We start from the raw sequence: 24,629 nt of genomic DNA, 5'->3' as shown, positions 1-24,629 counted from the left end.
GCGGTGATGTTGGGTGCATCAGTAGAGCGTCAAGCAGTCGGGTTGCGGTAACAGCCCGGCTTTGGGCGGAAAGTCTCGGCTACGTTTTGGGTAGCAAGGAGAGGTCGGCCGTTGTGACCCTATGGTCAGCGGGCGGCATTATACATAGGTAGCTGGCAATCTGCCGATGGTTCATGTGAATCGATTCTCGTCCATTGGTCTAAAGGTCGCAGGGGCAATGGAAAGGCGTCGGCGGCGCTGGGTCATTCGTCGTGCTGGAGTTTGGCGTTTTTCCCTTTGTTTTCAGGCTTTTAGGTCAGCTGTTGTGCGGCTTTGCGGCAGATGAATGGAACATAGGGTTTGCGCGTTGATTTAACTGGGTTACGCTCGAACCAAGCCAGATGTTCAATCCAATCAATGGAGTTCAGCATGGGTTACAAGAAGATTCAGGTTCCAGCCGTCGGCGAAAAAATCACCGTCAACGCCGACCATTCTCTTAATGTTCCTGATAATCCGATCATCCCGTTCATTGAAGGCGACGGCATTGGCGTCGACGTCAGTCCCGTGATGATCAAAGTGGTTGATGCTGCCGTGCAAAAGGCCTACGGGGGCAAGCGCAAGATTTCCTGGATGGAAGTCTACGCCGGTGAAAAGGCTACCCAGGTCTACGATCAGGACACCTGGCTGCCCCAGGAAACCCTGGACGCCGTGAAAGATTACGTCGTTTCCATCAAGGGGCCGCTGACCACGCCGGTCGGTGGTGGCATCCGTTCGCTCAACGTTGCCCTGCGCCAGCAGCTTGACCTGTATGTCTGCCTGCGGCCCGTGGTGTGGTTCGAGGGCGTGCCAAGCCCGGTGAAAAAGCCTGGCGACGTCGACATGGTGATCTTCCGCGAGAACTCCGAAGACATCTATGCCGGTATCGAGTGGAAGGCCGGCTCGCCGGAAGCCACTAAAGTCATCAAGTTCCTGAAAGAAGAAATGGGCGTCACCAAGATCCGTTTCGACCAGGACTGCGGCATCGGCATCAAGCCGGTATCCAAGGAAGGCACCAAGCGTCTGGTGCGCAAGGCCCTGCAATATGTAGTGGACAACGACCGCAAGTCGCTGACCATCGTGCACAAGGGCAATATCATGAAATTCACCGAAGGTGCCTTCAAGGACTGGGGCTATGAGGTGGCGAAGGAAGAATTCGGCGCCGAGCTGCTCGATGGCGGCCCGTGGATGAAATTCAAGAACCCGAAAACCGGCCGCGAAGTCATCGTCAAGGACGCCATTGCCGACGCCATGCTCCAGCAGATCCTGCTGCGTCCGGCCGAATACGACGTGATCGCCACGCTCAATCTCAATGGTGACTACCTCTCCGACGCCCTGGCGGCGGAAGTGGGCGGTATCGGTATCGCGCCGGGCGCCAACCTGTCCGACACCGTGGCCATGTTCGAGGCCACCCACGGTACTGCACCGAAGTATGCCGGCAAGGACCAGGTCAACCCGGGCTCGGTAATTCTTTCGGCAGAAATGATGCTGCGCCATCTGGGCTGGACCGAGGCAGCGGACCTGATCATCAAGGGCACCAATGGCGCGATCAAGGCCAAGACCGTGACCTATGACTTCGAGCGCTTGATGGAAGGCGCCACGCTGGTTTCGTCTTCCGGGTTCGGTGAGGCGTTGATCAAGCACATGTAAGCCAGCGACAGACGTACAAAAACCGCCCGATTCAAATGAATGAGTCGGGCGGTTTTTTTATGACTGGATGACGGTGCGGTGTCAGACCGTCACGGACTGCTGCGTGGCAGGTGTCGTGGTTTTCGAAGCCTCTACAGGGGCGCTGATATTGACGGCATGCAAGCCCTTTGGCCCCTGGATGATTTCGAAGACGACAGCCTGGCCGGCCTTCAAGGTTTTATAGCCGTCCATCTGGATGGCTGAGTAATGGGCAAACAGATCTTCGCTTTTGCCTTCCTCGTTGATGAAACCGTAACCCTTGGCGTTGTTGAACCATTTCACCTTGCCACTGACCTTGACGCCTGACATACCCAACTCCCTCTGCAACAGACTCCATCACTGGAGTATCATCCAGTTCATCCGCAGTCATTTCTTCGAAAAAATTTGACTCCGCGGACCTTTTTTACCCACTGTGGGCTCTATTGGTTGTAACACCGTTTTGCCGATAGTCAAGGTGACCCGGCGGTCGGAGTTGAAAACGTTAATGGGTGCCCCCACCACTGTATTTGCACAACTGACGAACCTTTCTTTCCATGCATGCAATCAGCCAGATTCGACTAACATTCAATCAGGATCGCCCTGATTTACACGACGACGATTCCGCAGGCATTGCTGTTCAGGAGGCTAAGCCTGCTTTACAGGCGCCGCCGATGTACAAGGTGGTTTTGTTTAATGATGACTACACACCGATGGATTTCGTCGTCGAAGTGCTCGAGGTGTTTTTTAACCTGAATCGCGAGCTGGCGACCAAGGTCATGCTGGCCGTCCACACAGAAGGACGGGCAGTATGTGGAGTGTTTACCCGCGACATCGCCGAGACCAAGGCCATGCAGGTCAACCAGTACGCCAGGGAAAGCCAGCATCCGCTACTCTGTGAAATCGAGAAGGACGGTTAATCGCCGGACACTTGGGTATGAGGTGAAGCTATGTTAAACCGCGAGCTCGAAGTCACCCTCAATCTTGCCTTCAAGGAGGCCCGTTCGAAGCGTCATGAATTCATGACCGTCGAGCATCTCCTGTTGGCCCTATTGGATAATGAGGCTGCCGCCACCGTTTTGCGTGCGTGCGGCGCAAACCTCGACAAACTCAAGCATGACCTGCAGGAGTTCATCGACTCCACCACGCCATTGATCCCCGTGCATGACGAGGATCGTGAAACCCAGCCAACCCTGGGCTTCCAGCGTGTCCTGCAACGTGCTGTGTTTCACGTACAGAGCTCGGGCAAACGCGAAGTGACTGGCGCCAATGTGCTGGTCGCGATCTTCAGTGAGCAAGAGAGTCAGGCAGTGTTCCTGCTGAAACAGCAGAGCGTTGCCCGCATCGATGTCGTCAACTACATCGCCCACGGCATTTCCAAAGTGCCAGGGCACGGCGATCACTCTGAGGGCGAGCAAGATATGCAGGACGACGAGGGCGGTGAGTCTTCTTCTTCAGGCAATCCTCTGGATGCTTATGCCAGCAACCTTAACGAACTCGCGCGCCAGGGTCGCATCGATCCGCTGGTAGGCCGTGAGTTGGAAGTCGAACGCGTTGCGCAGATCCTGGCGCGTCGTCGCAAAAACAATCCGTTGCTGGTGGGCGAGGCGGGCGTGGGTAAAACCGCGATTGCCGAAGGCCTGGCCAAACGCATCGTCGACAACCAGGTGCCGGACCTGCTGGCCAACAGTGTGGTGTATTCCCTCGACCTGGGCGCCCTGCTGGCCGGGACCAAATATCGCGGCGATTTCGAGAAGCGCTTCAAGGCGTTGCTCAATGAGCTGAAAAAGCGTCCGCAGGCGATCCTGTTCATCGACGAAATCCATACCATCATCGGTGCGGGTGCCGCGTCCGGTGGCGTCATGGATGCTTCCAATCTGCTCAAGCCGCTGCTGTCGTCTGGTGATATCCGGTGCATCGGTTCGACTACGTTCCAGGAATTTCGCGGCATCTTCGAGAAAGACCGTGCCCTGGCACGACGCTTCCAGAAGGTCGATGTGTCGGAACCGTCGGTGGAAGACACCATCGGTATCCTGCGTGGCTTGAAGGGGCGTTTCGAGACTCATCACAACATCGAGTACAGCGATGAAGCGCTGCGTGCCGCTGCCGAACTGGCGTCGCGCTACATCAATGACCGGCACATGCCGGACAAGGCCATCGATGTCATCGACGAGGCGGGTGCCTATCAGCGCCTGCAACCGATCGAGAAGCGGGTAAAACGCATCGAAGTGCCTCAGGTTGAGGATATCGTCGCGAAAATCGCGCGGATTCCGCCAAAACACGTCACCAGCTCGGACAAAGAGTTGCTGCGTAACCTTGAGCGTGATCTGAAGTTGACCGTGTTCGGTCAGGATGCCGCGATCGATTCCCTGGCGACGGCGATCAAATTGTCTCGCGCCGGTCTCAAGTCGCCTGACAAGCCTGTCGGCTCGTTCCTGTTCGCCGGTCCTACCGGTGTCGGTAAAACCGAGGCGGCGCGTCAGTTGGCCAAGGCATTGGGTGTCGAGCTGGTTCGATTCGACATGTCCGAGTACATGGAGCGCCACACCGTATCGCGTCTGATCGGTGCGCCTCCTGGCTATGTCGGGTTCGATCAGGGCGGTTTGCTGACTGAAGCCATTACCAAACAGCCACATTGCGTGCTGCTGCTCGATGAAATCGAGAAAGCGCATCCGGAAGTCTTCAACCTGCTGCTGCAGGTCATGGACCACGGTACGCTCACCGATAACAACGGGCGCAAAGCGGATTTCCGTAACGTGATCGTCATCATGACGACCAACGCCGGTGCTGAAACCGCGGCGCGTGCCTCGATCGGCTTCACCCTTCAGGATCACTCCTCCGATGCAATGGAAGTGATCAAGAAGAGCTTCACGCCTGAATTCCGTAACCGTCTGGACACCATCATCCAGTTTGGTCGCCTCAGTCATGAGGTCATCAAGAGCGTGGTGGACAAGTTCCTTATCGAACTTCAGGCGCAGCTGGAAGACAAGCGTGTACTGCTGGAAGTCACCGATGCTGCCCGCAGCTGGCTGGCGGCCGGTGGTTACGACGCGATGATGGGCGCTCGACCCATGGCTCGCCTGATTCAGGACAAGATCAAGCGTCCGCTGGCGGAGGAGATACTCTTTGGCGAACTGGCCGAGCATGGCGGTGTAGTACACATCGACATCAAGGACGGCGAGCTGACCTTCGAGTTCGAGACCACGGCGGAAATGGCCTGACGTTGATCGCAACAAAGCAAAAAGGCGCCGTTTGGCGCCTTTTTGCTGTCTGTCTGTTATTGAGTTGGCACCTGTGGGAGCGAGCCTGCTCGCGAAAGCGCCAGGTCATTCGACATCAATGCTGAATCGCAAACCGCCTTCGCGAGCAGGCTCGCTCACAGGGGGCCTGCGCCGACTTGAGGTTGTTTCAGGCAAACAAAAACGCCCGGCAATGCCGGGCGTTTTGTATTGACTTGATTAGCGAGCGCGGTAAGTGATGCGCCCTTTGCTCAAGTCATAGGGCGTCAGCTCGACGCGCACTTTGTCACCGGTAAGAATACGAATGTAGTTCTTGCGCATCTTGCCGGAAATATGCGCGGTTACGACGTGCCCATTTTCCAACTCCACGCGAAACATGGTGTTGGGCAGGGTGTCGACGACAGTGCCTTCCATTTCGAAGCTGTCTTCTTTCGACATGCAGTAAAGCCCTCGGTGTCCAGTGAATGGCCCGGTGCAACTGCGCCAGGCAAAAGCGGCGTGCATTGTGCCCGAAAAGTGGGGGGCAAGCCAAGGGGTTTAAGGGTGTGCTCTAGTTCAGAACGACCCAGCGCTGGTTAACCAGCAATTCAATGGGACGATACTGGGTCTTGTAGCTCATTTTTTTGCAGTTCTTGATCCAGTAACCCAGATAGACCGCATCCAGCCCCAGGCGCCGGGCCTCGGCGATTTGCCAGAGGATGGCATAACGCCCCAGGCTGCGACGCTCTTCGTCGGGTTCGTAGAAGGTGTAGACCGCCGACAGACCGTTCGGCAGAAGGTCAGTGACGGCAATCGCCAGCAACCGGCCTTCGAGGCGGAATTCGTAGAACCGGGAAAACGGCAGGTCGCGCACCAGGAACGTCGAAAACTGATCGCGACTGGGTGGGTACATGTCGCCGTCGGCATGCCGCTCTTCTATATATCGCTGATAAAGGTCGAAATACTCTTCGCTGAATCCTGGCTTGGCCGGGCGTACCTGCAAGTCGGCGTTGCGCTTGAAAATGCGCTTCTGCTGACGGTTGGGTGTGAATTGCGCAACAGGGATGCGCGCCGGTACGCACGCATTGCAGTTCTGGCAATGGGGGCGATACAAGTGGTCGCCGCTGCGACGAAAACCCATTTCCGACAGGTCTGCATAGACATGCACATCCATGGGCTGACTGGGGTCGAGAAACAGGGTCGTGGCCTGCTCCTCGGGCAGATAGCTGCAAGAATGGGGCTGAGTGGCATAAAACTTCAATCGCGCCAACTCGGTCATGATCAACCCTCGGGATAAGCTTTTAATTAGGGGCGTCTCTAAGTGTAAGCCACGCGCGCAAAAGTCGCTCAGCAAACCCAGATGGCGCGGCTGGGTTGATCCAGATACTGCGACAGGTAGCCGGCAAATGCGCTGCGGGGAATCGCTCGTGCGCCCAGGCTGTGCAGATGGTCGGTAGGCATCTGACAGTCGATGAGCACAAAGCCCGAGTCTTTCAGATGTCTGACCAGTGTGGCAAAGCCATATTTGGAGGCGTTGTCGGCGCGGCTGAACATGGATTCGCCGAAAAACAGCCGGCCCATCGCCAGGCCGTACAGCCCGCCGACGAGCGTGCCCTGATCCCAGACCTCCACCGAATGCGCGAAACCTCGATGATGCAGTTCCAGGTAAGCGTCCTGCATGGCTTCGGTGATCCAGGTGCCGTCGGCGTACTCCCGTGGGGCGGCGCAGGCGCGAATGACCGCAGCAAAATCCTGATCGAAGGTCACTTGATAGCGTTGTTGGCGCAGCAACTTGTTCAAGCTTCGAGAGACGTGCAGTTCGTCGGGAAACAGGACGGTGCGCGGATCCGGCGACCACCAGAGAATCGGTTGGCCTTCCGAGAACCACGGAAAACAGCCGTGGCGGTAGGCCTGAATCAGCCGATCGGCCGACAGGTCGCCGCCGGCGGCCAACAGACCGTTGGGGTCGCGCATGGCTTTTTCCAGCGGCGGGAAAGTCAGGGAGTTGCGTTGTAACCAAGTCAGCATGGCGTCCGGGCTTGCAGAAGGGGAGGGTGGTGACGGGCGCAATTTGGCCCGTCACCCAGTGTGCCGTCAAACGGCAGGAATGTCGTCGAGGTATTTTTCCGCATCAAGGGCCGCCATGCAGCCGGCCCCGGCGGAGGTGACTGCCTGGCGATAAACGTGATCGGCCACGTCACCGGCGGCAAACACGCCTGCGATCGCGGTCGCGGTGGCATTGCCTTCGCTGCCGCCCAAGACCTGCAGATAACCATCGCGCATTTCCAGTTGGCCGACGAACAGGTCGGTATTGGGTTTGTGGCCGATGGCGATGAACACACCGGCCACCGCCAGTTCCCTGATTTCGCCAGTATGACTGTCGCGCAGGCGGGCGCCGGTCACGCCGCTGGCATCGCCCAGCACTTCGTCCAGATTCTGGTTCCAGTGCAGGCGGATATTGCCGTTGGCGGCCTTCTCGAAGAGTTTGTCCTGGAGGATTTTCTCTGACCGCAGCTTGTCGCGACGGTGAATCAGATGGACCTCTTTGGCGATGTTCGACAGGTACAGCGCTTCTTCAACCGCCGTGTTGCCGCCGCCGACCACCGCAACCACTTGATTGCGGTAAAAGAAGCCGTCACAGGTCGCGCAGGCCGAAACGCCCTTGCCGGCAAATGTTTCTTCCGACGGCAGCCCCAGGTATTGCGCCGAGGCGCCGGTGGCAATGATCAGTGCGTCGCACGTATAAGTACCGCTGTCGCCGGTCAATTCGAACGGGTGCTGTTGCAACTTGGCTGTATGGATGTGGTCGTAAACGATCTGTGTATCGAAGCGCTCGGCATGTTTTTGCATGCGCTCCATCAGGACCGGGCCGGTGAGTCCTTCGACATCACCTGGCCAGTTATCGACTTCGACGGTGGTGGTGAGCTGGCCACCTGCCTGTATGCCGGTAATGACAACGGGTTTGAGGTTGGCGCGGGCGGCATACACGGCTGCGCTGTAACCGGCGGGGCCGGAACCCAGGATGATCAGACGGTGATGTTGCGCTTCGCTCATAAAAACACCTCATAAGCCTTTGTCACAAAAGAGAATGCATGCTCAAATTGAGTCGCATGTAATGTGTTTTTGACTATGCTGCATACAAGTGTTTCAAGCATGGCATCGGACGAACAAACCCGTACAATGCCTGGTTGTAACAGCGTTTGTAACTGTGGTTGTAACAGAATAAGCGTGCACCTCGTGTTTATAAAAACCGGGGCACAGTGTTAAAAGTAGACCCGGTTGCGCCTGTTAACTTTTTTACCTGCCTGGATTGGGCAGTTTTTTGGGCTGTTTTTTAGACATTCACCAGATGGACGCGCCGATGGCGCAGGAAAAGAAGCGTTTTGAAGAAATCCACCGAAGCACCCAAAACAGTCGTTCCGCTCTGGCGCCAGCAATTGCACTACCGGCTCAAGGAAGGTGCATTGATCGCCATCGGTGCGTTGTGCCTGTTCCTGATGATGGCCTTGCTGACCTATGGCAAGGACGATCCGGGCTGGAGCCATAACAGCAAGATCGATGACGTGCAGAACTTCGGCGGACCCGCCGGCTCCTACAGCGCCGATATCCTGTTCATGGTGCTCGGTTACTTTGCCTATATCTTCCCGTTGCTGCTGGCGATCAAGGCTTATCAGATCTTCCGTCAGCGCCACGAGCCGTGGCAGTGGAGCGGCTGGCTGTTTTCCTGGCGCCTGATCGGCCTGGTGTTCCTGGTGCTGTCCGGCGCGGCGCTGGCGCATATCCATTTCCATGCCGCGACCGGTCTGCCGGCCGGCGCTGGCGGCGCGCTGGGCGAAAGCCTGGGCGACCTGGCGAAGAATGCGCTGAACATTCAGGGCAGTACGCTGTTGTTCATCGCCCTGTTCCTGTTCGGCCTGACCGTGTTCACCGACCTGTCGTGGTTCAAGGTGATGGACGTCACCGGCAAGATCACTCTTGACCTGTTCGAGCTGTTCCAGGGCGCGGCCAATCGCTGGTGGGCGGCCCGGACCGAACGCAAGCAGCTGGTCGCACAATTGCGTGAAGTCGATGATCGCGTGCACGACGTGGTCGCGCCGACCGTGACGGACAAGCGCGAGCAGGCCAAGGTCAAGGAACGCCTGATCGAGCGCGAGCAGGCCCTGAGCAAACACATGTCCGAGCGCGAGAAGCAGGTGCCGCCGGTGATTGCCCCGGCCCCGGTCAAGCCCGTAGCGCCGAGCAAACGCGTGGAAAAGGAGAAACAGGCGCCACTGTTCGTCGACAGCGCCGTGGAAGGCACCTTGCCGCCGATCTCGATTCTCGATCCCGCAGAAAAGAAGCAACTCAATTACTCACCGGAATCCCTGGCGGCGGTCGGCCACCTGCTGGAAATCAAGCTCAAGGAATTCGGCGTCGAAGTCACCGTCGATTCGATTCATCCGGGGCCGGTGATTACCCGTTACGAAATCCAGCCGGCGGCCGGGGTCAAGGTCAGTCGCATCGCCAACCTCGCCAAGGACCTGGCGCGTTCCCTGGCCGTGACCAGCGTGCGGGTTGTGGAAGTGATTCCGGGCAAGACCACCGTCGGTATCGAGATTCCCAACGAAGACCGGCAGATCGTGCGCTTCTCCGAAGTCCTGTCGACCCCTGAGTACGACAACTTCAAGTCGCCGGTCACCCTGGCCCTGGGCCATGACATCGGAGGCAAGCCGGTCATCACCGACCTGGCGAAAATGCCTCACTTGCTGGTGGCCGGTACTACCGGTTCCGGTAAGTCGGTGGGTGTGAACGCGATGATCCTGTCGATCCTGTTCAAGTCCGGCCCGGAAGACGCCAAGCTGATCATGATCGACCCGAAAATGCTGGAACTGTCGATCTACGAAGGCATTCCGCACCTGCTGTGTCCGGTGGTCACCGACATGAAGGACGCGGCCAACGCCCTGCGCTGGAGCGTCGCCGAGATGGAACGGCGCTACAAGCTGATGGCGAAGATGGGCGTGCGAAACCTGTCGGGCTTCAATGCCAAGGTCAAGGAAGCCCAGGACGCCGGCGAGCCGTTGAGCGATCCGCTGTACAAGCGCGAAAGCATCCACGACGAAGCGCCGCTGCTGCAGAAGTTGCCGACCATCGTCGTGGTCGTGGACGAATTCGCCGACATGATGATGATCGTCGGCAAGAAGGTTGAAGAGTTGATCGCCCGTATTGCCCAGAAGGCGCGGGCGGCCGGTATCCACTTGATCCTCGCAACCCAGCGGCCGTCGGTGGATGTGATCACCGGTCTGATCAAGGCCAACATTCCGACCCGCATGGCATTCCAGGTATCGAGCAAGATCGACTCCCGGACCATCATCGACCAGGGTGGCGCTGAACAATTGCTGGGGCACGGTGACATGTTGTACATGCCGCCAGGCACCAGTCTGCCGATCCGTGTCCACGGTGCCTTCGTCTCCGATGACGAGGTTCATCGGGTGGTGGAAGCCTGGAAACTGCGCGGCGCGCCGGAGTATAACGACGACATCCTCAACGGTGTCGAAGAGGCCGGCAGTGGCTTTGAAGGCAGCAGCGGGGGTGGCGATGGCGATGACCCTGAAGCCGACGCGCTGTACGACGAAGCGGTACAGTTCGTTCTGGAAAGCCGACGCGCTTCCATTTCCGCGGTTCAGCGCAAGCTGAAAATTGGCTACAACCGTGCTGCGCGCATGATCGAAGCCATGGAAATGGCCGGTGTCGTGACGTCGATGAACACCAACGGTTCGCGTGAAGTCCTGGCCCCTGGCCCGGTACGCGACTGACCTGATATTGAAAGGGCGGCGCTCTCGGGCGCCACCCGCACTCCCACGAATGTTATGAGGACTCCCATGCGTCTTATCCGCATGTTGTTGCTGCCGGTACTGGCTTTGACCACGCTCTCGGCCCACGCCGACGACAAGGACGTGGCGCGTCTGACTCAGTTGCTGGAAAAATCCCAGACCTTGACCGCGCGTTTCTCCCAGTTGACCCTCGACGGCACCGGCACCCAATTGCAGGAAACCGCTGGTCAAATGTCCCTGCAGCGTCCGGGCCTGTTTTACTGGCACACCGACGCACCGCAAGAGCAGTTGATGGTGTCCGATGGCAAGAAGGTTTCCCTGTGGGACCCGGACCTGGAGCAGGTCACCATCAAGAACCTCGATCAACGCCTGACCCAGACGCCAGCGCTGCTGCTGTCCGGTGACGTGTCCAAGATCAGCCAGAGCTTCGACATCAGCGCCAAGGAAGCCGGTGGCGTGATCGACTTCATCCTGAAGCCGAAAACCAAGGACACCCTGTTCGACAGCCTGCGCCTGTCTTTCCGCAACGGCCTGGTCAATGATATGCAACTGATCGACAGCGTCGGCCAGCGCACCAATATCCTGTTCACTGGCGTGAAGGCCAACGAGCCGATCCCGGCGTCCAAATTCAAGTTCGACATCCCCAAGGGTGCCGATGTGATCCAGGAATAACGAACACTCACACAAACCCGTGGGAGCGAGCCTGCTCGCGAAGACGTCGGCACATTCAGCATTGATGTGACGGGTACACCGCTTTCGCGAGCAGGCTCGCTCCCACAGGGATCTGCCCGGCATCAGGACTCAGTGAGGTTTTAACAGCTTGTGATGGACCTGTTTCGCAGCACCCCGATTGCTCAACCCTTGGCCGCCCGTCTGCGTGCGACCAATCTGGATGAGTACGTCGGTCAGGAACACGTGCTCGCTCGCGGCAAGCCCTTGCGCGAAGCCCTGGAGCAGGGTGCCCTGCATTCGATGATTTTCTGGGGCCCCCCGGGGGTGGGCAAAACCACGCTGGCGCGATTGCTGGCGGAAGTCTCGGAAGCGCACTTCGAAACGGTGTCGGCGGTACTGGCGGGGGTCAAGGAAATCCGTCAGGCGGTGGAAATCGCCAAGCAGCAGGCGGCGCAGTACGGCCGGCGCACGATTCTGTTCGTCGACGAAGTGCACCGTTTCAACAAGTCCCAACAGGACGCATTCCTGCCCTACGTCGAGGACGGCACGCTGATTTTCATCGGCGCGACCACGGAAAATCCGTCTTTCGAACTCAACAACGCCTTGTTGTCCCGTGCCCGGGTTTATGTACTCAAAAGCCTCGATGAAACGGCGCTGCGCAAACTGGTGCATCGTGCGCTCACCGAAGAACGCGGCCTGGGCAAACGCAACCTGACCCTCAGTGATGAAGGCTTTCAGATGTTGTTGTCGGCTGCCGATGGCGATGGCCGGCGCCTGCTCAATCTGCTGGAAAACGCTTCCGATCTGGCCGATGACAACAGCGAGATCGGCGTCGAACTGCTGCAAAGTCTGTTGGGCGATACCCGTCGGCGTTTCGACAAGGGCGGCGAAGCCTTTTACGACCAGATTTCCGCACTGCATAAGTCGGTGCGCGGCTCCAACCCCGACGGCGCGCTGTACTGGTTTGCGCGGATGATCGACGGTGGCTGTGATCCGTTGTACCTGGCCCGGCGCGTGGTGCGCATGGCCAGCGAAGACATCGGCAACGCCGATCCACGCGCCCTGAGCCTGTGCCTGGCGGCGTGGGAAGTGCAGGAGCGCCTGGGCAGCCCCGAGGGCGAACTGGCGGTGGCGCAGGCCATCACCTATCTGGCCTGCGCGCCGAAAAGCAACGCCGTGTACATGGGCTTCAAGACGGCCCTGCGCGCCGCCGCCGAACATGGCTCGCTGGAAGTGCCGCTGCACCTGCGCAATGCGCCGACCAAACTGATGAAACAGCTGGGCTACGGCGATGAATACCGTTACGCCCACGACGAGCCGGACGCCTATGCCGCCGGCGAAGACTACTTCCCCGAAGAACTTGACCCGATTCCGTTCTATCAACCGGTGCCCCGTGGCCTGGAGCTGAAGATCGGCGAAAAGCTCAATCATCTGGCGCAACTCGATCGTTTAAGCCCCCGGCAGCGGAGAAAATAGTGATTCAAACGATTCTTGCGGTGTCCGTGGCCGGCATCGCTGGTACATTACTGCGTTTCGCCACCGGCAACTGGGTCAGCGCCAACTGGCCCCGGCATTTTTATACGGCAACCCTGGCGGTCAATCTGGTCGGCTGTCTGATCATCGGCGTACTGTACGGGCTGTTTCTGACGCGCCCGGAAGTACCGATCGAAATTCGCGCCGGCCTGATTGTGGGTTTTGTAGGGGGGCTGACGACCTTTTCATCCTTTTCACTGGATACGCTGCGCTTGCTGGAAAGCGGGCAGGCGCCGATAGCCTTCGGTTATCTGGCCATCAGCGTATTCGGCGGGTTGCTTGCCACCTGGGCTGGCCTATCCTTGACCAAACTTTGATAAACGAGAGACCGACATGCTCGATTCCAAACTGTTACGTAGCAACCTTCAGGACGTAGCGGACCGCCTGGCATCCCGTGGCTTTGCCCTGGATGTCGCGCGCATCGAAGCGCTGGAAGAACAGCGCAAGACCGTCCAGACCCGCACCGAAGCACTGCAGGCTGAACGAAATGCGCGTTCCAAATCCATTGGTCAGGCCAAGCAGCGTGGTGAAGACATCGCGCCGTTGATGGCGGACGTCGAGCGCATGGCGGGCGAGTTGGCTGCCGGTAAAACCGAACTGGACGCGATCCAGACCGAACTGGACTCGATCCTGCTCGGCATCCCAAATCTGCCGCACGAATCGGTGCCGATCGGCGACGACGAAGACGGCAACGTTGAAGTACGCCGCTGGGGTACCCCGACCGCGTTCGATTTCCCGGTGCAGGACCACGTCGCCCTGGGCGAGAAGTTCGGCTGGCTGGACTTCGAAACCGCGGCCAAGCTGTCCGGCGCGCGTTTTGCACTGCTGCGCGGCCCGATTGCCCGTCTGCACCGCGCCCTGGCGCAGTTCATGATCAACCTGCACGTCACCGAGCACGGCTACGAGGAGGCCTACACGCCTTATCTGGTCCAGGCCCCGGCACTGCAAGGCACCGGCCAGCTGCCGAAGTTCGAAGAAGACCTGTTCAAGATCGGTCGTGACGGCGAAGCCGATCTGTACTTGATCCCGACCGCTGAAGTGTCGCTGACCAACATCGTTGCCGGCGAGATCGTCGATTCCAAACTGCTGCCGATCAAATTCGTCGCCCATACGCCGTGCTTCCGCAGCGAGGCCGGTGCGTCGGGTCGTGATACCCGCGGCATGATTCGTCAGCACCAGTTCGACAAGGTCGAGATGGTGCAGATCGTTGAGCCGTCGACTTCGATGCAAGCGCTGGAAGGCCTGACCGCCAACGCTGAAAAAGTCCTGCAACTGCTGGAACTGCCATACCGCACCATTGCGCTGTGCACCGGTGACATGGGCTTCAGCGCGGTCAAGACCTACGACCTGGAAGTGTGGATTCCGAGCCAGGACAAGTACCGTGAAATTTCGTCGTGCTCCAACTGCGGCGACTTCCAGGCCCGCCGCATGCAGGCACGTTTCCGCAACCCGGAAACCGGCAAGCCGGAACTGGTGCACACCCTGAACGGTTCCGGCCTGGCAGTCGGCCGTACCCTGGTGGCGGTACTGGAAAACTACCAGCAGGCCGACGGTTCGATCCGTGTACCAGAGGTACTGAAACCGTACATGGGTGGCCTTGAGGTCATTGGCTAAATGAAATATCTGCCGCTGTTCCATAACCTGCGCGGCAGTCGTGTGTTGGTTGTCGGTGGGGGGGAAATTGCCTTGCGCAAATCCCGCCTGCTGGCTGATGCCGGTGCGCTGCTGCGGGTGGTAGCACCTGAAATCGAACAGCAACTGCGCGATCTGGTCGCCGCCAGTGGTGGCGAGTGCCTGTTGCGTGGTTATGTCGAAACCGATCTGGACGCTTGCGGGCTGATCATTGCCGCCACCGATGACGAATCGTTGAACGCACAAGTCTCCGCCGATGCCCATCGGCGTTGCGTGCCGGTCAACGTGGTGGACGCGCCGGCCCTGTGCAGCGTGATCTTCCCGGCGATCGTCGATCGTTCGCCGCTGATCATTGCCGTGTCCAGCGGCGGCGATGCGCCGGTGCTGGCGCGCTTGATCCGCGCCAAGATCGAGACCTGGATTCCCTCCACCTACGGTCAACTGGCCGGACTGGCGGCGCGTTTTCGCAACCAGGTAAAAAACCTGTTTCCGGATGTGCAGCAGCGTCGGACGTTCTGGGAAGACGTGTTCCAGGGCCCGATTGCCGACCGGCAACTGGCCGGGCAGGGCGCCGAAGCCGAACGTTTGCTGCAGGCAAAGGTGGATGGCGAGGCACCGGTGGCCACTGGCGAGGTGTATCTGGTCGGCGCCGGGCCGGGTGATCCGGACCTGCTGACGTTCCGCGCCTTGCGCCTGATGCAGCAAGCCGACGTGGTGCTGTATGACCGCTTGGTGGCACCGGCCATTCTCGAGCTGTGCCGTCGTGATGCCGAGCGGGTTTACGTCGGCAAGCGTCGCGCCGATCACGCGGTTCCGCAGGATCAGATCAACCAGCAATTGGTGGACCTGGCGAAGCAGGGCAAGCGTGTGGTGCGGTTGAAGGGCGGTGATCCGTTCATCTTCGGGCGTGGCGGTGAAGAGATCGAAGAACTGGCAGCCCATGGCATCCCGTTCCAGGTAGTGCCGGGCATCACGGCGGCCAGTGGTTGCGCGGCTTATGCCGGGATTCCGCTGACCCATCGCGATTACGCGCAGTCGGTGCGATTTGTCACGGGGCATCTCAAGGACGGTTCCACCGATCTGCCGTGGGCCGATCTGGTCGCGCCGGCGCAAACCCTGGTGTTCTACATGGGGCTGGTGGGCTTGCCGATCATTTGCGAACAGTTGATCAAGCACGGTCGCAGCAAAGATACCCCGGCGGCGTTGATCCAGCAGGGCACCACGGTCAATCAGCGAGTGTTTACCGGCACCTTGGCTGACCTGCCGCAACTGGTGGCGGAGCATGAAGTGCATGCGCCGACGCTGGTAATCGTGGGGGAAGTGGTGCAACTGCGCGAGAAACTGGCGTGGTTTGAAGGGGCTCAGGGGCAGGTCTAGAGACCGAGTTGCCGCTATCGCCAGCAGGCTGGCTCCCACAGGGGATTTGTGAGTGACACAGATTCCCTGTGGAAGCCAGGCTGCTGGCGATTGGGGCCCTCAACACCCGCACAATCTTCAGGCCTTGCGCCATACCCCTTTGCCGCTCAACCGCTCGCGATCATGGGCCACGGTGAAATCCTGCGCAGGACCTTTAGGCACAACACCCGTCGGATTGATGGTCTTGTGACTGCCGTAGTAGTGGTGCTTGATGTGGGTGAAGTCCACCGTCTCGGCAATCCCCGGCCACTGATAGATCTCCCGCAACCAGTTCGACAGGTTTGGATAATCGGCAATCCGCTTCAGGTTGCACTTGAAGTGGCCGTGATACACCGCATCGAAGCGGATCAGCGTGGTGAACAGGCGGATGTCCGCTTCGGTCAGGTATTCACCCGTCAAATAACGGTTGGCGCCTAGCAGTTGTTCAAGTCGATCCAGTTCGACAAACAGCTGGTCGAACGCCTCTTCGTAGGCTTGCTGCGAGGTGGCAAAACCGGCGCGGTACACGCCATTGTTCACCGCCGGATAGATGCGCTCGTTCAGCGCGTCGATCTCGCTACGCAGCGGCGCCGGATAGAAGTCCAGATCGTTGCCGGTCAACTCATCGAAGGCGCTGTTGAACATGCGGATGATTTCCGCCGATTCATTATTGACGATATGTTTTTGCTGCGTGTCCCAGAGCACCGGCACGGTGACACGGCCGGTATAGTCGGCGGTATCGGCGGTGTAGCGCTGGTGCATGAATTCGAGGTGGTCGAGTTTGTCGCCGGTGGAGCCGTGGGACTTGTCGAAAGTCCAACCGTTTTCCAGCATCAGATAGCTGACCACCGACACGTCGATCAGGCTTTCCAGCCCCTTGAGTTTGCGCAAGATCAGTGTGCGATGGGCCCACGGACAGGCAAGGGACACGTAGAGGTGATAGCGACCCGCCTCGGCAGCAAAGCCACCCATACCGCTCGGGCCGGGTTGGCCGTCAGCGGTAACCCAGTGGCGACGCTGCGCCTGCTCGCGCTGGAACGCGCCGTTTTTGCTTTCGTACCACTTGTCCTGCCAGCGACCTTCAACGAGCAAACCCATGTCCAAGACTCCTCAATCAGTAAGCGTTGGAGAGGAGTCTATTCCGATAGGTTCGATATAAAAGCGCAAAGATTAAAGGGTCACTATCGATTAAATCGATTTGTCTCGCGCGTCCCAATATTTTTGGGCGGTTTCGAAAGCCTGCTCACGGGTCTGGCCGAGGCCGCGCAAGGCCAGGGCCATGGTCGAAACCAGCGCCATTTGCGGGTAACTGTCGACCACATCGCCACGCCATACGGCTTTGAGGTGCTCGGGGTCGAGGCTGGCCGGTTTGACGTGGCGCTGGCTCGACAGCTGCGGCCATTGCTCGTCCCAACTTTCACCGCTCGTGGTGCCGTACAGGTGGCTGTCGGTATCCGGGTTGATTTCGATTTCGCCGCCATCGCCCTTGATCACGATTGCCGTGTCGCCGAGCAGCCCGCTGGCATCGCGATGCACCGCCTGATAGCCAGGGTGGAAAATGCTTTGCAAGCCGCAACGGGCACCCAGCGGATTGAGAATCCGCGCCAGGGAGTGGATTGGCGAGCGCAGGCCCAGGGTGTTGCGCAGGTCGATCATGCGTTGCAACTGGGGAGCCCAGTCCACCAGCGGCATGAAGGCCAGGCCGCCGTTGTCCAGTGCCGCCCCGACTTGCTGCCAGTTACGGCACAGCGGGATTTTCAACGCGTCCAGCAATTGTTCGCTGTACAGCCGCCCCGCGGTATGTGCGCCGCCGCCGTGCATGAAAATCCGCACGCCGTTCTGTGCCAGGCACTTGGCCGCCAGCAGATACCACGGCAGATGACGCTTTTTGCCGGCGTAGGTCGGCCAGTCCAGATCGACATTCAATGCCGGTGGCTGCAAGCGTTCACGCAAAGCTTCGGTGAAACCGGCCATCTCCTCGGCGCTTTCTTCCTTGTGCCGCAACAGCATCAGGAATGCGCCGAGCTGGGTCTCTTCGACCTGCTCATCGAGCACCATGCCCATGGCCTGGCGGGCTTCTTCGCGGGACAGGTCGCGGGCACCGCGCTTGCCTTTGCCAAGGATGCGTACGTATTGGGCGAACGGATGTTCGGCGGGCGTTTCGAGGGTCAGCGCTGGGTAATCGGTCATAAGCAATTCGTCGGTTTGGGCAGGCCCGCCAGTTTCGCGGCGAGTTTGGCGGGTGTGCCTTTGAACAATCGGTTCAGGTGCAGGCTGTTGCCCTTGTCCGGGCCGAGTTTCAATGCGGTGTACTTGATCAGCGGGCGGGTGGCCGGTGACAGCTGGAACTCGGCGTAGAAGCTGCGCAGCAGTTCGAGGATTTCCCAGTGTTCCGGGCTCAACTCGATGTCTTCGGCGGCCGCCAGGGCGCTGGCGACGTCGGTGGACCAGTCATTGAGCTCGACCAGAAAACCGTCCTTGTCCAACTCGATGGCGCGGGCGCCGACCGTCAGGGAATTCATAACCAACTGTTGACCTTGTCGTGGTGGATCGACAACTCGACGAAGGCCGGATAATCGATGGACTCGGCCCAATCCGGCACCGTAATCGCCCGGGCCTGGGCGTCTTCGGCCAAAACAAAGAGTGTCAAGCCGCCAGCCTCGAGAGCCGTGAAGGGTGCGGTGCCCGGCTGCAAGGCGTAGGCCGCGTCACCGGATAGCAGCAGCGCATCGTCAGCGCCGATCAGTCGCAGGCAACTGTTCAGGCGGTCGTCGCCGAACGGGGAATGAGACAACACATGCAAAGTCGACATCAGAGGGTGATCACCTGGTCGTAACGGTCAATGAGTGCAGTGATTTCATGGGAGGCCAGCACCCGGGCATCTTCCAGCGACAGAGCGTTGGAGTCCAGGCCACGCCGGGCCACGCTTTGAGCGCAGACAAACAGTTCTTCGACGCCAAACATCGGCAAGGCCTGCAAATTGGCGCTCAAGTCTTTCTGTTGCAGGGCCTTGGCGTCCTGTTTCGTCGCAAGCTGGAACACGCCGTCATCGAGAAACAGCAAACCGATCGGCAGATCGAACGCGCCCCCGGCCAGCACGATGTCCAGCGCTTCCCGCGCACCCGGCCCGGACCACGGCGCCTGACGGCTGATAATCAACATGGATTTGGCCATTTCAGTCGCCTCCGAAACAGATCAGGCGGTCGGCGTCCTGCACCGCGTCATGCAACTGACCGAGACCGGACAACGCCCATGGCGTGCCAACGGCGACAGCCTCACGTTGATAGCGTCGGGCTTCTTCCTCGTTCAGCACGCCACGGCGCAGCGCAGCGGCGATGCAGACTACGCCGTCCAGTTGATGTTCGCTGACGAAGGCACGCCATTGTTTGGGCAAATCCAGTTCGTCCTGGGGCGTGACCACGCTGCTGGACGCGTTATAGACGCCATCCTGGTAGAAAAACAGCCGGACAATCTCATGCCCGCCGGCCAGCGCGGCCTGGGCAAACAACAAGGCACGGCGCGAGGAGGGCGCATGGGCGGCGCAAAATACGGCGATAGCGAACTTCATGACGGACTCGATCAGCGAAACTGCGGCCATGATAAAGCTTTATCGGCGGGGCGGCGATGAAGACCGAGTCGCGAAAGCGCACTCACAGGCCAAGCAGTTATTAAGGTTGATCACCCAACCCATACAGCTCGCAATACTCCAGCCAATCCATCCCGGCCATCTCGGCCACTTCCCTGTGCACTTCCAGGCGCTGGGCCTCGTAGTCCTCAGGTGTGGCGGCAGTCAGTTGCAGCGTCAATTCCCAGGCAAACAGGCCAAGGCGCTCGGCTTCGGCCTCGAAGGCTTCGTGCAAACGCTCGTCGCGAAATTGCGCGAGGGTTTCGCCCTTGGCCTGGGCGAGCAGCGGATTGAGGTTGTCCAGCTCGGCGCGAAGTTCGGGACGCTCATCGAGAAAGCGCTTCAGTGCTTGTTCATGGTGTTGTTCGGGTGCCGCCATGGTCGCTCCTTCGCTAGATGTTTATGCAGTAAAGCAGAACGATGCGCGCTGCCACAGTGATAAAGTCCGCTTTTTCCTGATGAGCGACTGCAATGCGAATTCTGATGGTGGCGCTGGCCGTGACAATGCTGGCCGGGTGCGCGGGCTCGGTGATGAGCGACGCCCGCAGCAAACCTCCGTACAAGACCCTGAACTCGGACAAACCGGAAAAAGTCGTGGCCCAGTGCGTGCAGTTTTCCTGGCAGGACGAAGCGGTCTTCGGTGTCGATGCCAGCGGCTATCTGCAGCCAGGCGAGAAGGGCGGCACGACCGTGTACACGCGCTCGGCGGAGTCCTTCGTGGACGTGACCACCGATGCGTCAGGCACGGTGTTGAGTTACTACGCGCAGCAGGACGACTTCGTCGCCAAGCGCCGGTTGGCGGCGTTGGCGACGTGCCTGTGATCTAAACGCTAGAGTAATACCTCCCTGTGGGAGCGAGCCTGCTCGCGAAGGCGGTGGTTCAGTCAACATCGTTGTTGAATGTGAAACCGCTTTCGCGAGCAGGCTCGCTCCCACCGTTTTATTTGTTGTGGTCAGACAGGCGCTTCTGGAAGAAGAAGTGCTTTTGCCCCGGCGGGTAGTCGGCGATGTGCCCGACCTCGCTATAGCCGCATTTCCTGTAGAACTCCGGCGCTTGGAATTCGAAGGTGTCGAGCCACAGTCCGACGCATTTTCTCTCCCGCGCCAGATCTTCGGCCATCTGCATCAGCTTGGTGCCCATGCCTTGTCCCCGAGCCTGTTCCGGCACCGACAGCAGGTCAATGAATAGCCACTGATAAAACAACTTCCCGTAGAGACCGCCAAGGATCTCATCGTTTTCATCGCGAACCAGTAGCGCAATGCTTTCGGGTATGGCGCCGTCGGCCTTCGAAGCGTTGTAGGCGCGCAGTGGCAGCAGGATGGCCTGCCGTTCCTCTTCCGTGGGGTTTGGCGAAAACTCTATTCGCAAGGTCATGGCTACATCCTTATGGCAGTGAAGTCGCAGCCTATCTTGGTCATGGCGATTGATCCATCCCCCCGGTAGACGTGGAACCCTCGCCTGCGCGCAGATGTCTAGCCTCAAGAAGCGTCATTCCAGAACGCGGCCGATGAGGACACGCTGTGAATATTTTCGAAGCCTTGCGCGAAAGCCACGAGCGCCAACGCACCTATGCCAAAACGCTGATCCACACCAGCGGCGACACCCCGGAGCGGGTCGAGGCCTACAAACAGCTCAAATCCGAGTTGCAGGCTCACGAAACCGCTGAGGAACGGCATTTCTACATCCCGCTGATGGAGTTCGACAACGGTGTCGACCTCAGCCGCCATGCGATCGCCGAGCATCATGAAATGGATGAAATGATGGAGGCGCTGGACGAGACCGAGATGTCCAGCCCGGCCTGGCTGGCGACGGCGAAGAAACTATCCGAAAAGGTCCACCATCACCTCGAGGAGGAAGAGCAGAAGTTCTTCCAGATGGCCGGCAAGTTGCTCGACGACCAGCAGAAAGAGACGCTGGCGAACCAGTATGTGAAGGAATACAAGGCGCAGCTTACTTGAGGAGGCAAGCGTCGGGCGTTTTCACCTAAGATGTCGATTCACTGAAAAAACAGGATGCGTTTTCATGTCCAACACAGCCGAGCGGGTCAACATCCTCGAGTCCCAAGTGTTGTCCCACGACTGGTACCTGCTGAAAAAAATCACCTTCGATTACCAACGCAACAATGGTGAATGGCAACGCCAGACCCGGGAGGTCTACGACCGAGGCAACGGCGCGGCGATTCTCTTGTACAACCGCGCAAGAAAATCCGTGGTACTGACCCGGCAATTCCGTCTGCCGGTGTTCGTCAACGGGCATGACGGCTTGCTGATCGAAGTGGCGGCTGGATTGCTCGAAGGTGCTGCGCCCGAAGAACGCATCCGCGCCGAAGCCGAAGAGGAAACCGGCTATCGAGTACACCATGTGCAGAAAGTGTTCGAGTCTTATATGAGCCCAGGCTCGGTGACGGAGAAACTGCACTTCTTCATCGCTGAATATGATGCGACTTCAAAGGTCAGTGATGGTGGCGGACTGGAGGAGGAAACCGAAGAACTGGAAGTGCTGGAGTGGCCGTTCGATAAAGCGCTGGAAGCTTTTTATCGCGGGGAGATCTGCGACGCGAAGACCATCATGCTGCTGCAGTATGCCGCGATGAAAAACATCTTTACTGCCTGACCCGTGTGGGAGCGAGCCGGCTCGCTCCCACACAGACGCGTCAATTCGAAAATAAATCGCCTGTCCTGCCGGCGTCCGTCCACTCGCATCCTTCAAGTGTCAGCAACGTCTCCTTCGCCGCCAGCCCTCCGGCAAACCCCGTCAGTTTCCCCGATGCACCAATCACCCGATGACAAGGCGCAATGATCGAGATGGGATTTTTACCATTCGCCGCACCCACCGCCCGCACCGCGCTCGGGTTGCCGATCTGTTCGGCGATTTGGCTGTAGCTGCGGGTCTCGCCAAATGGAATGGTCAGCAACGCTGCCCAGACCTTCTTCTGAAATTCCGTGCCGGAAAAATCCAGCTCCAGTTCGAAACGCTGGCGCGTGCCGGCGAAGTATTCGTGCAGTTGCCGGGCGGTGCGCATCAGGATCGGGTTGTCCGGGGCTTCGCTCATCGGGCCGAGGCGCACCCGGCCGGGTTTGTCGTTTTCCCAGAGGATGGCCGCCAGTCGTGAACCGTTCGCCACGAGCTTCAATTCGCCGACCGGTGACGCGAGGGTGAGGTACGTATAGGTCATGCCGCAGACTTCGCCGATGTGCTGAACAGGCGTTAAGCATACTGCCTCGCCGGGGAGGCGCAATACGCAATCCCGACCATACTGCGTACTGCTCTTGATGCGTTTTCCTACTTAAAAACAAAAAGAGACTGACTCATGAAGTACGAACCTTTTGCCAAATCGCTGATCGCGACCTCATTGGCGCTCAGCTGCCTGATGGCCCACGCAGCCTCCGTGGCACCGGTGGCGGCCGAGAACGGCATGGTGGTCACCGCGCAGCATCTGGCCAGTCATGTGGGTGTTGATGTACTGAAGAACGGCGGCAACGCCGTCGATGCCGCCGTCGCGGTGGGGTATGCATTGGCGGTGGTGTACCCCGCGGCGGGCAACCTGGGCGGCGGCGGTTTCATGACCATCCAGTTGGCTGACGGCCGCAAGACCTTTCTCGATTTCCGGGAAAAAGCCCCGCTGGCTGCCACTGCCGACATGTACCTCGACAAGGCGGGCAATGTCATTCCGGACTTGAGCACCCGGGGTCACCTGGCCGTCGGCGTGCCGGGCACCGTGTCCGGCATGGAACTGGCCCTGAGCAAATACGGCACCAAACCCCGCAAGGAGGTCATCGCCCCGGCCATCAAACTTGCCGAAGATGGCTTCGTGCTGGAGCAGGGCGATGTCGAGTTGCTAGAGTACGCCACCGATGTGTTCAAGAAGGACATGAAAGATTCCGGCTCGATCTTCCTGAGCAACGGCGAGCCGATGCAGGTCGGGCAGAAACTGGTGCAGAAGGACCTCGGCAAAACCCTGCGGGAAATTTCCGAGAAGGGCAGCGACGGTTTCTACAAAGGCTGGGTGGCTGACGCCATCGTCACGTCCAGCCAGGCTAACAAGGGCATCATCAGCCAGGCCGACCTCGACAAGTACAAGACCCGTGAACTGGCGCCGATCGAATGTGACTACCGCGGCTACCACGTGGTTTCGGCACCGCCACCGAGTTCCGGCGGCGTGGTGATCTGCCAGATCCTGAACATCCTCGAAGGCTATCCGATGAAGGATCTGGGCTATCACTCGGCCCAGGGCATGCACTACCAGATCGAAGCCATGCGTCACGCCTATGTCGATCGCAACAGCTATCTGGGCGATCCGGACTTCGTGAAAAACCCGATTGCCCACCTGCTCGACAAAAACTACGCCACCCAACTGCGCGAAGCCATCCAGCCGCAAAAGGCCGGCGTCTCCAAGGATCTCAAGCCTGGCGTGGCGCCCCATGAAGGCAGCAACACCACCCATTACTCCATCGTCGACAAATGGGGCAATGCGGTGTCGGTGACCTACACCCTTAACGACTGGTTCGGTGCCGGGGTCATGGCCAGCAAGACCGGGGTCATCCTCAACGATGAGATGGACGACTTCACCTCGAAAATCGGCGTGCCGAACATGTACGGCCTGGTGCAGGGCGAAGCCAACGCCATCGCCCCCGGCAAGGCGCCGCTGTCGTCCATGAGCCCGACCATCGTCACCAAGGACGGCAAAGTGGTGATGGTCGTCGGCACGCCCGGCGGCAGCCGCATCATCACCGCGACCTTGCTGACCATGCTCAACGTGATCGACTACGGCATGAACATTCAGGAAGCGGTCGATGCGCCGCGTTTTCACCAGCAATGGCTGCCGGAGGAAACCAACCTGGAGAACTTTACTACCAGCCCGGACACGGTGAAGATCCTCGAAAGCTGGGGCCACAAGTTTGCCGGTCCCCAGGACCCTAACCACCTGGCGGCGATCCTCGTCGGGGCGCCGTCGCTGGAGGGCAAACCGGTGGGCAAGAACCGTTTCTATGGAGCCAATGACCCACGGCGCAACACCGGGTTGTCGCTGGGTTACTGACGGTTGTGTTTGAAAGGGGGGCAGA

The 24,629-nt window shown here is 59.3% G+C and carries 27 protein-coding genes; 13 read left to right on the top strand and 14 right to left on the bottom strand.

Features of this window, described 5'->3' with window-relative positions; all coding sequences use genetic code 11:
- Positions 1 to 408: 408 nt before the first annotated feature.
- On the top strand, positions 409 to 1,665 hold the full coding sequence (icd, locus tag AC07ZE_RS19040) for an NADP-dependent isocitrate dehydrogenase (RefSeq protein WP_207266200.1): 1,257 nt from the start codon (positions 409 to 411) through the stop codon (positions 1,663 to 1,665).
- Positions 1,666 to 1,746: 81 nt separating this feature from the next.
- On the opposite strand, the gene cspD is transcribed toward icd, so the two are convergent.
- Positions 1,747 to 2,013, bottom strand: a complete 267-nt coding sequence (gene cspD, locus AC07ZE_RS19035; RefSeq protein WP_207266199.1) for a cold shock domain-containing protein CspD — start codon at positions 2,011 to 2,013, stop codon at positions 1,747 to 1,749.
- Between the two features lie 224 nt (positions 2,014 to 2,237).
- On the opposite strand from cspD, the gene clpS reads away from it, so the two are divergent.
- On the top strand, positions 2,238 to 2,600 hold the full coding sequence (gene clpS, locus AC07ZE_RS19030; protein ID WP_015094394.1) for an ATP-dependent Clp protease adapter ClpS: 363 nt from the start codon (positions 2,238 to 2,240) through the stop codon (positions 2,598 to 2,600).
- 30 nt (positions 2,601 to 2,630) lie between these two features.
- The gene (clpA, locus tag AC07ZE_RS19025) at positions 2,631 to 4,901 is read left to right on the top strand and encodes an ATP-dependent Clp protease ATP-binding subunit ClpA (RefSeq protein WP_095192703.1); all 2,271 of its coding nucleotides are present in this window, start codon (positions 2,631 to 2,633) and stop codon (positions 4,899 to 4,901) included.
- A 237-nt stretch (positions 4,902 to 5,138) separates the two neighbouring features.
- On the opposite strand, the gene infA is transcribed toward clpA, so the two are convergent.
- The 4 genes from infA to trxB all read right to left on the bottom strand — a co-directional run bounded on the left by infA (position 5,139) and on the right by trxB (position 7,952).
- Positions 5,139 to 5,357, bottom strand: a complete 219-nt coding sequence (gene infA / locus AC07ZE_RS19020) for a translation initiation factor IF-1 (protein ID WP_002553999.1) — start codon at positions 5,355 to 5,357, stop codon at positions 5,139 to 5,141.
- Between the two features lie 112 nt (positions 5,358 to 5,469).
- The gene (locus tag AC07ZE_RS19015) at positions 5,470 to 6,177 is read right to left on the bottom strand and encodes an arginyltransferase (RefSeq protein ID WP_207266198.1); all 708 of its coding nucleotides are present in this window, start codon (positions 6,175 to 6,177) and stop codon (positions 5,470 to 5,472) included.
- A gap of 68 nt (positions 6,178 to 6,245) precedes the next feature.
- Entirely contained in the window at positions 6,246 to 6,926 is a 681-nt protein-coding gene (aat, locus tag AC07ZE_RS19010; RefSeq protein ID WP_207266197.1) for a leucyl/phenylalanyl-tRNA--protein transferase, read from the bottom strand.
- 66 nt (positions 6,927 to 6,992) lie between these two features.
- A complete protein-coding gene (gene trxB, locus AC07ZE_RS19005) occupies positions 6,993 to 7,952 on the bottom strand; it encodes a thioredoxin-disulfide reductase (RefSeq protein ID WP_207266196.1) in 960 nt (319 codons plus the stop codon).
- Between the two features lie 329 nt (positions 7,953 to 8,281).
- On the opposite strand from trxB, the gene AC07ZE_RS19000 reads away from it, so the two are divergent.
- The 6 genes from AC07ZE_RS19000 to cysG all read left to right on the top strand — a co-directional run bounded on the left by AC07ZE_RS19000 (position 8,282) and on the right by cysG (position 15,922).
- The gene (locus AC07ZE_RS19000) at positions 8,282 to 10,690 is read left to right on the top strand and encodes a DNA translocase FtsK (protein ID WP_207266195.1); all 2,409 of its coding nucleotides are present in this window, start codon (positions 8,282 to 8,284) and stop codon (positions 10,688 to 10,690) included.
- 66 nt (positions 10,691 to 10,756) lie between these two features.
- Positions 10,757 to 11,380 (top strand): outer membrane lipoprotein periplasmic chaperone LolA, encoded by a 624-nt coding sequence (gene lolA, locus AC07ZE_RS18995; RefSeq protein ID WP_095192699.1) that lies wholly within the window; start codon positions 10,757 to 10,759, stop codon positions 11,378 to 11,380.
- 153 nt (positions 11,381 to 11,533) lie between these two features.
- Positions 11,534 to 12,856, top strand: a complete 1,323-nt coding sequence (locus tag AC07ZE_RS18990; RefSeq protein ID WP_207266194.1) for a replication-associated recombination protein A — start codon at positions 11,534 to 11,536, stop codon at positions 12,854 to 12,856.
- The gene (crcB, locus tag AC07ZE_RS18985) at positions 12,856 to 13,230 is read left to right on the top strand and encodes a fluoride efflux transporter CrcB (protein WP_095192697.1); all 375 of its coding nucleotides are present in this window, start codon (positions 12,856 to 12,858) and stop codon (positions 13,228 to 13,230) included. The genes AC07ZE_RS18990 and crcB overlap by 1 nt, the downstream gene beginning before the upstream one ends.
- Before the next feature lie 16 nt (positions 13,231 to 13,246).
- A complete protein-coding gene (gene serS, locus AC07ZE_RS18980; RefSeq protein WP_207266193.1) occupies positions 13,247 to 14,527 on the top strand; it encodes a serine--tRNA ligase in 1,281 nt (426 codons plus the stop codon).
- Positions 14,528 to 15,922 carry a siroheme synthase CysG gene (gene cysG / locus AC07ZE_RS18975; protein ID WP_207266192.1) on the top strand — a complete coding sequence of 465 codons (1,395 nt, stop codon included), beginning with the start codon at positions 14,528 to 14,530 and terminating at the stop codon, positions 15,920 to 15,922.
- A 117-nt stretch (positions 15,923 to 16,039) separates the two neighbouring features.
- On the opposite strand, the gene AC07ZE_RS18970 is transcribed toward cysG, so the two are convergent.
- The 7 genes from AC07ZE_RS18970 to AC07ZE_RS18940 all read right to left on the bottom strand — a co-directional run bounded on the left by AC07ZE_RS18970 (position 16,040) and on the right by AC07ZE_RS18940 (position 19,944).
- Positions 16,040 to 17,038: a glutathione S-transferase family protein gene (locus AC07ZE_RS18970; RefSeq protein WP_207266191.1), complete on the bottom strand. Its 999-nt coding sequence runs from the start codon at positions 17,036 to 17,038 to the stop codon at positions 16,040 to 16,042.
- A 90-nt stretch (positions 17,039 to 17,128) separates the two neighbouring features.
- Positions 17,129 to 18,130, bottom strand: a complete 1,002-nt coding sequence (locus AC07ZE_RS18965; RefSeq protein WP_207266190.1) for a glycosyl transferase family protein — start codon at positions 18,128 to 18,130, stop codon at positions 17,129 to 17,131.
- Positions 18,127 to 18,462: a TusE/DsrC/DsvC family sulfur relay protein gene (locus AC07ZE_RS18960; RefSeq protein ID WP_137805738.1), complete on the bottom strand. Its 336-nt coding sequence runs from the start codon at positions 18,460 to 18,462 to the stop codon at positions 18,127 to 18,129. The genes AC07ZE_RS18965 and AC07ZE_RS18960 overlap by 4 nt, the downstream gene beginning before the upstream one ends.
- Positions 18,459 to 18,752, bottom strand: a complete 294-nt coding sequence (gene tusB / locus AC07ZE_RS18955) for a sulfurtransferase complex subunit TusB (RefSeq protein WP_207266189.1) — start codon at positions 18,750 to 18,752, stop codon at positions 18,459 to 18,461. The genes AC07ZE_RS18960 and tusB overlap by 4 nt, the downstream gene beginning before the upstream one ends.
- Positions 18,752 to 19,114 (bottom strand): sulfurtransferase complex subunit TusC, encoded by a 363-nt coding sequence (gene tusC, locus AC07ZE_RS18950; protein WP_207266188.1) that lies wholly within the window; start codon positions 19,112 to 19,114, stop codon positions 18,752 to 18,754. The genes tusB and tusC overlap by 1 nt, the downstream gene beginning before the upstream one ends.
- Position 19,115: 1 nt before the next feature.
- Positions 19,116 to 19,508, bottom strand: a complete 393-nt coding sequence (tusD, locus tag AC07ZE_RS18945; protein ID WP_207266187.1) for a sulfurtransferase complex subunit TusD — start codon at positions 19,506 to 19,508, stop codon at positions 19,116 to 19,118.
- 100 nt (positions 19,509 to 19,608) lie between these two features.
- Positions 19,609 to 19,944: a DUF6388 family protein gene (locus tag AC07ZE_RS18940; RefSeq protein ID WP_095192689.1), complete on the bottom strand. Its 336-nt coding sequence runs from the start codon at positions 19,942 to 19,944 to the stop codon at positions 19,609 to 19,611.
- A gap of 92 nt (positions 19,945 to 20,036) precedes the next feature.
- Between AC07ZE_RS18940 and AC07ZE_RS18935 the strand changes: the two genes are divergently transcribed.
- The gene (locus AC07ZE_RS18935; RefSeq protein ID WP_095192688.1) at positions 20,037 to 20,387 is read left to right on the top strand and encodes a hypothetical protein; all 351 of its coding nucleotides are present in this window, start codon (positions 20,037 to 20,039) and stop codon (positions 20,385 to 20,387) included.
- Between the two features lie 118 nt (positions 20,388 to 20,505).
- Here the strand turns inward: AC07ZE_RS18935 and AC07ZE_RS18930 are convergent, their stop codons facing one another.
- The gene (locus AC07ZE_RS18930; protein ID WP_137805734.1) at positions 20,506 to 20,940 is read right to left on the bottom strand and encodes a GNAT family N-acetyltransferase; all 435 of its coding nucleotides are present in this window, start codon (positions 20,938 to 20,940) and stop codon (positions 20,506 to 20,508) included.
- Between the two features lie 146 nt (positions 20,941 to 21,086).
- Between AC07ZE_RS18930 and AC07ZE_RS18925 the strand changes: the two genes are divergently transcribed.
- A complete protein-coding gene (locus AC07ZE_RS18925; protein WP_207266186.1) occupies positions 21,087 to 21,524 on the top strand; it encodes a hemerythrin domain-containing protein in 438 nt (145 codons plus the stop codon).
- Between the two features lie 64 nt (positions 21,525 to 21,588).
- Positions 21,589 to 22,179 carry an NUDIX domain-containing protein gene (locus tag AC07ZE_RS18920; RefSeq protein WP_207266185.1) on the top strand — a complete coding sequence of 197 codons (591 nt, stop codon included), beginning with the start codon at positions 21,589 to 21,591 and terminating at the stop codon, positions 22,177 to 22,179.
- Between the two features lie 40 nt (positions 22,180 to 22,219).
- On the opposite strand, the gene AC07ZE_RS18915 is transcribed toward AC07ZE_RS18920, so the two are convergent.
- Positions 22,220 to 22,741 (bottom strand): methylated-DNA--[protein]-cysteine S-methyltransferase, encoded by a 522-nt coding sequence (locus tag AC07ZE_RS18915; RefSeq protein WP_207267852.1) that lies wholly within the window; start codon positions 22,739 to 22,741, stop codon positions 22,220 to 22,222.
- 135 nt (positions 22,742 to 22,876) lie between these two features.
- On the opposite strand from AC07ZE_RS18915, the gene ggt reads away from it, so the two are divergent.
- Positions 22,877 to 24,604, top strand: a complete 1,728-nt coding sequence (gene ggt / locus AC07ZE_RS18910; RefSeq protein ID WP_207266184.1) for a gamma-glutamyltransferase — start codon at positions 22,877 to 22,879, stop codon at positions 24,602 to 24,604.
- The last annotated feature ends 25 nt before the right edge of the window (positions 24,605 to 24,629 follow it).

The sequence above is a fragment of the Pseudomonas sp. GW101-3H06 genome (assembly GCF_059424605.1).
Note: the sequence above shows the minus strand (reverse complement) of the source record. Positions and strands in the feature narration are given on the sequence as shown.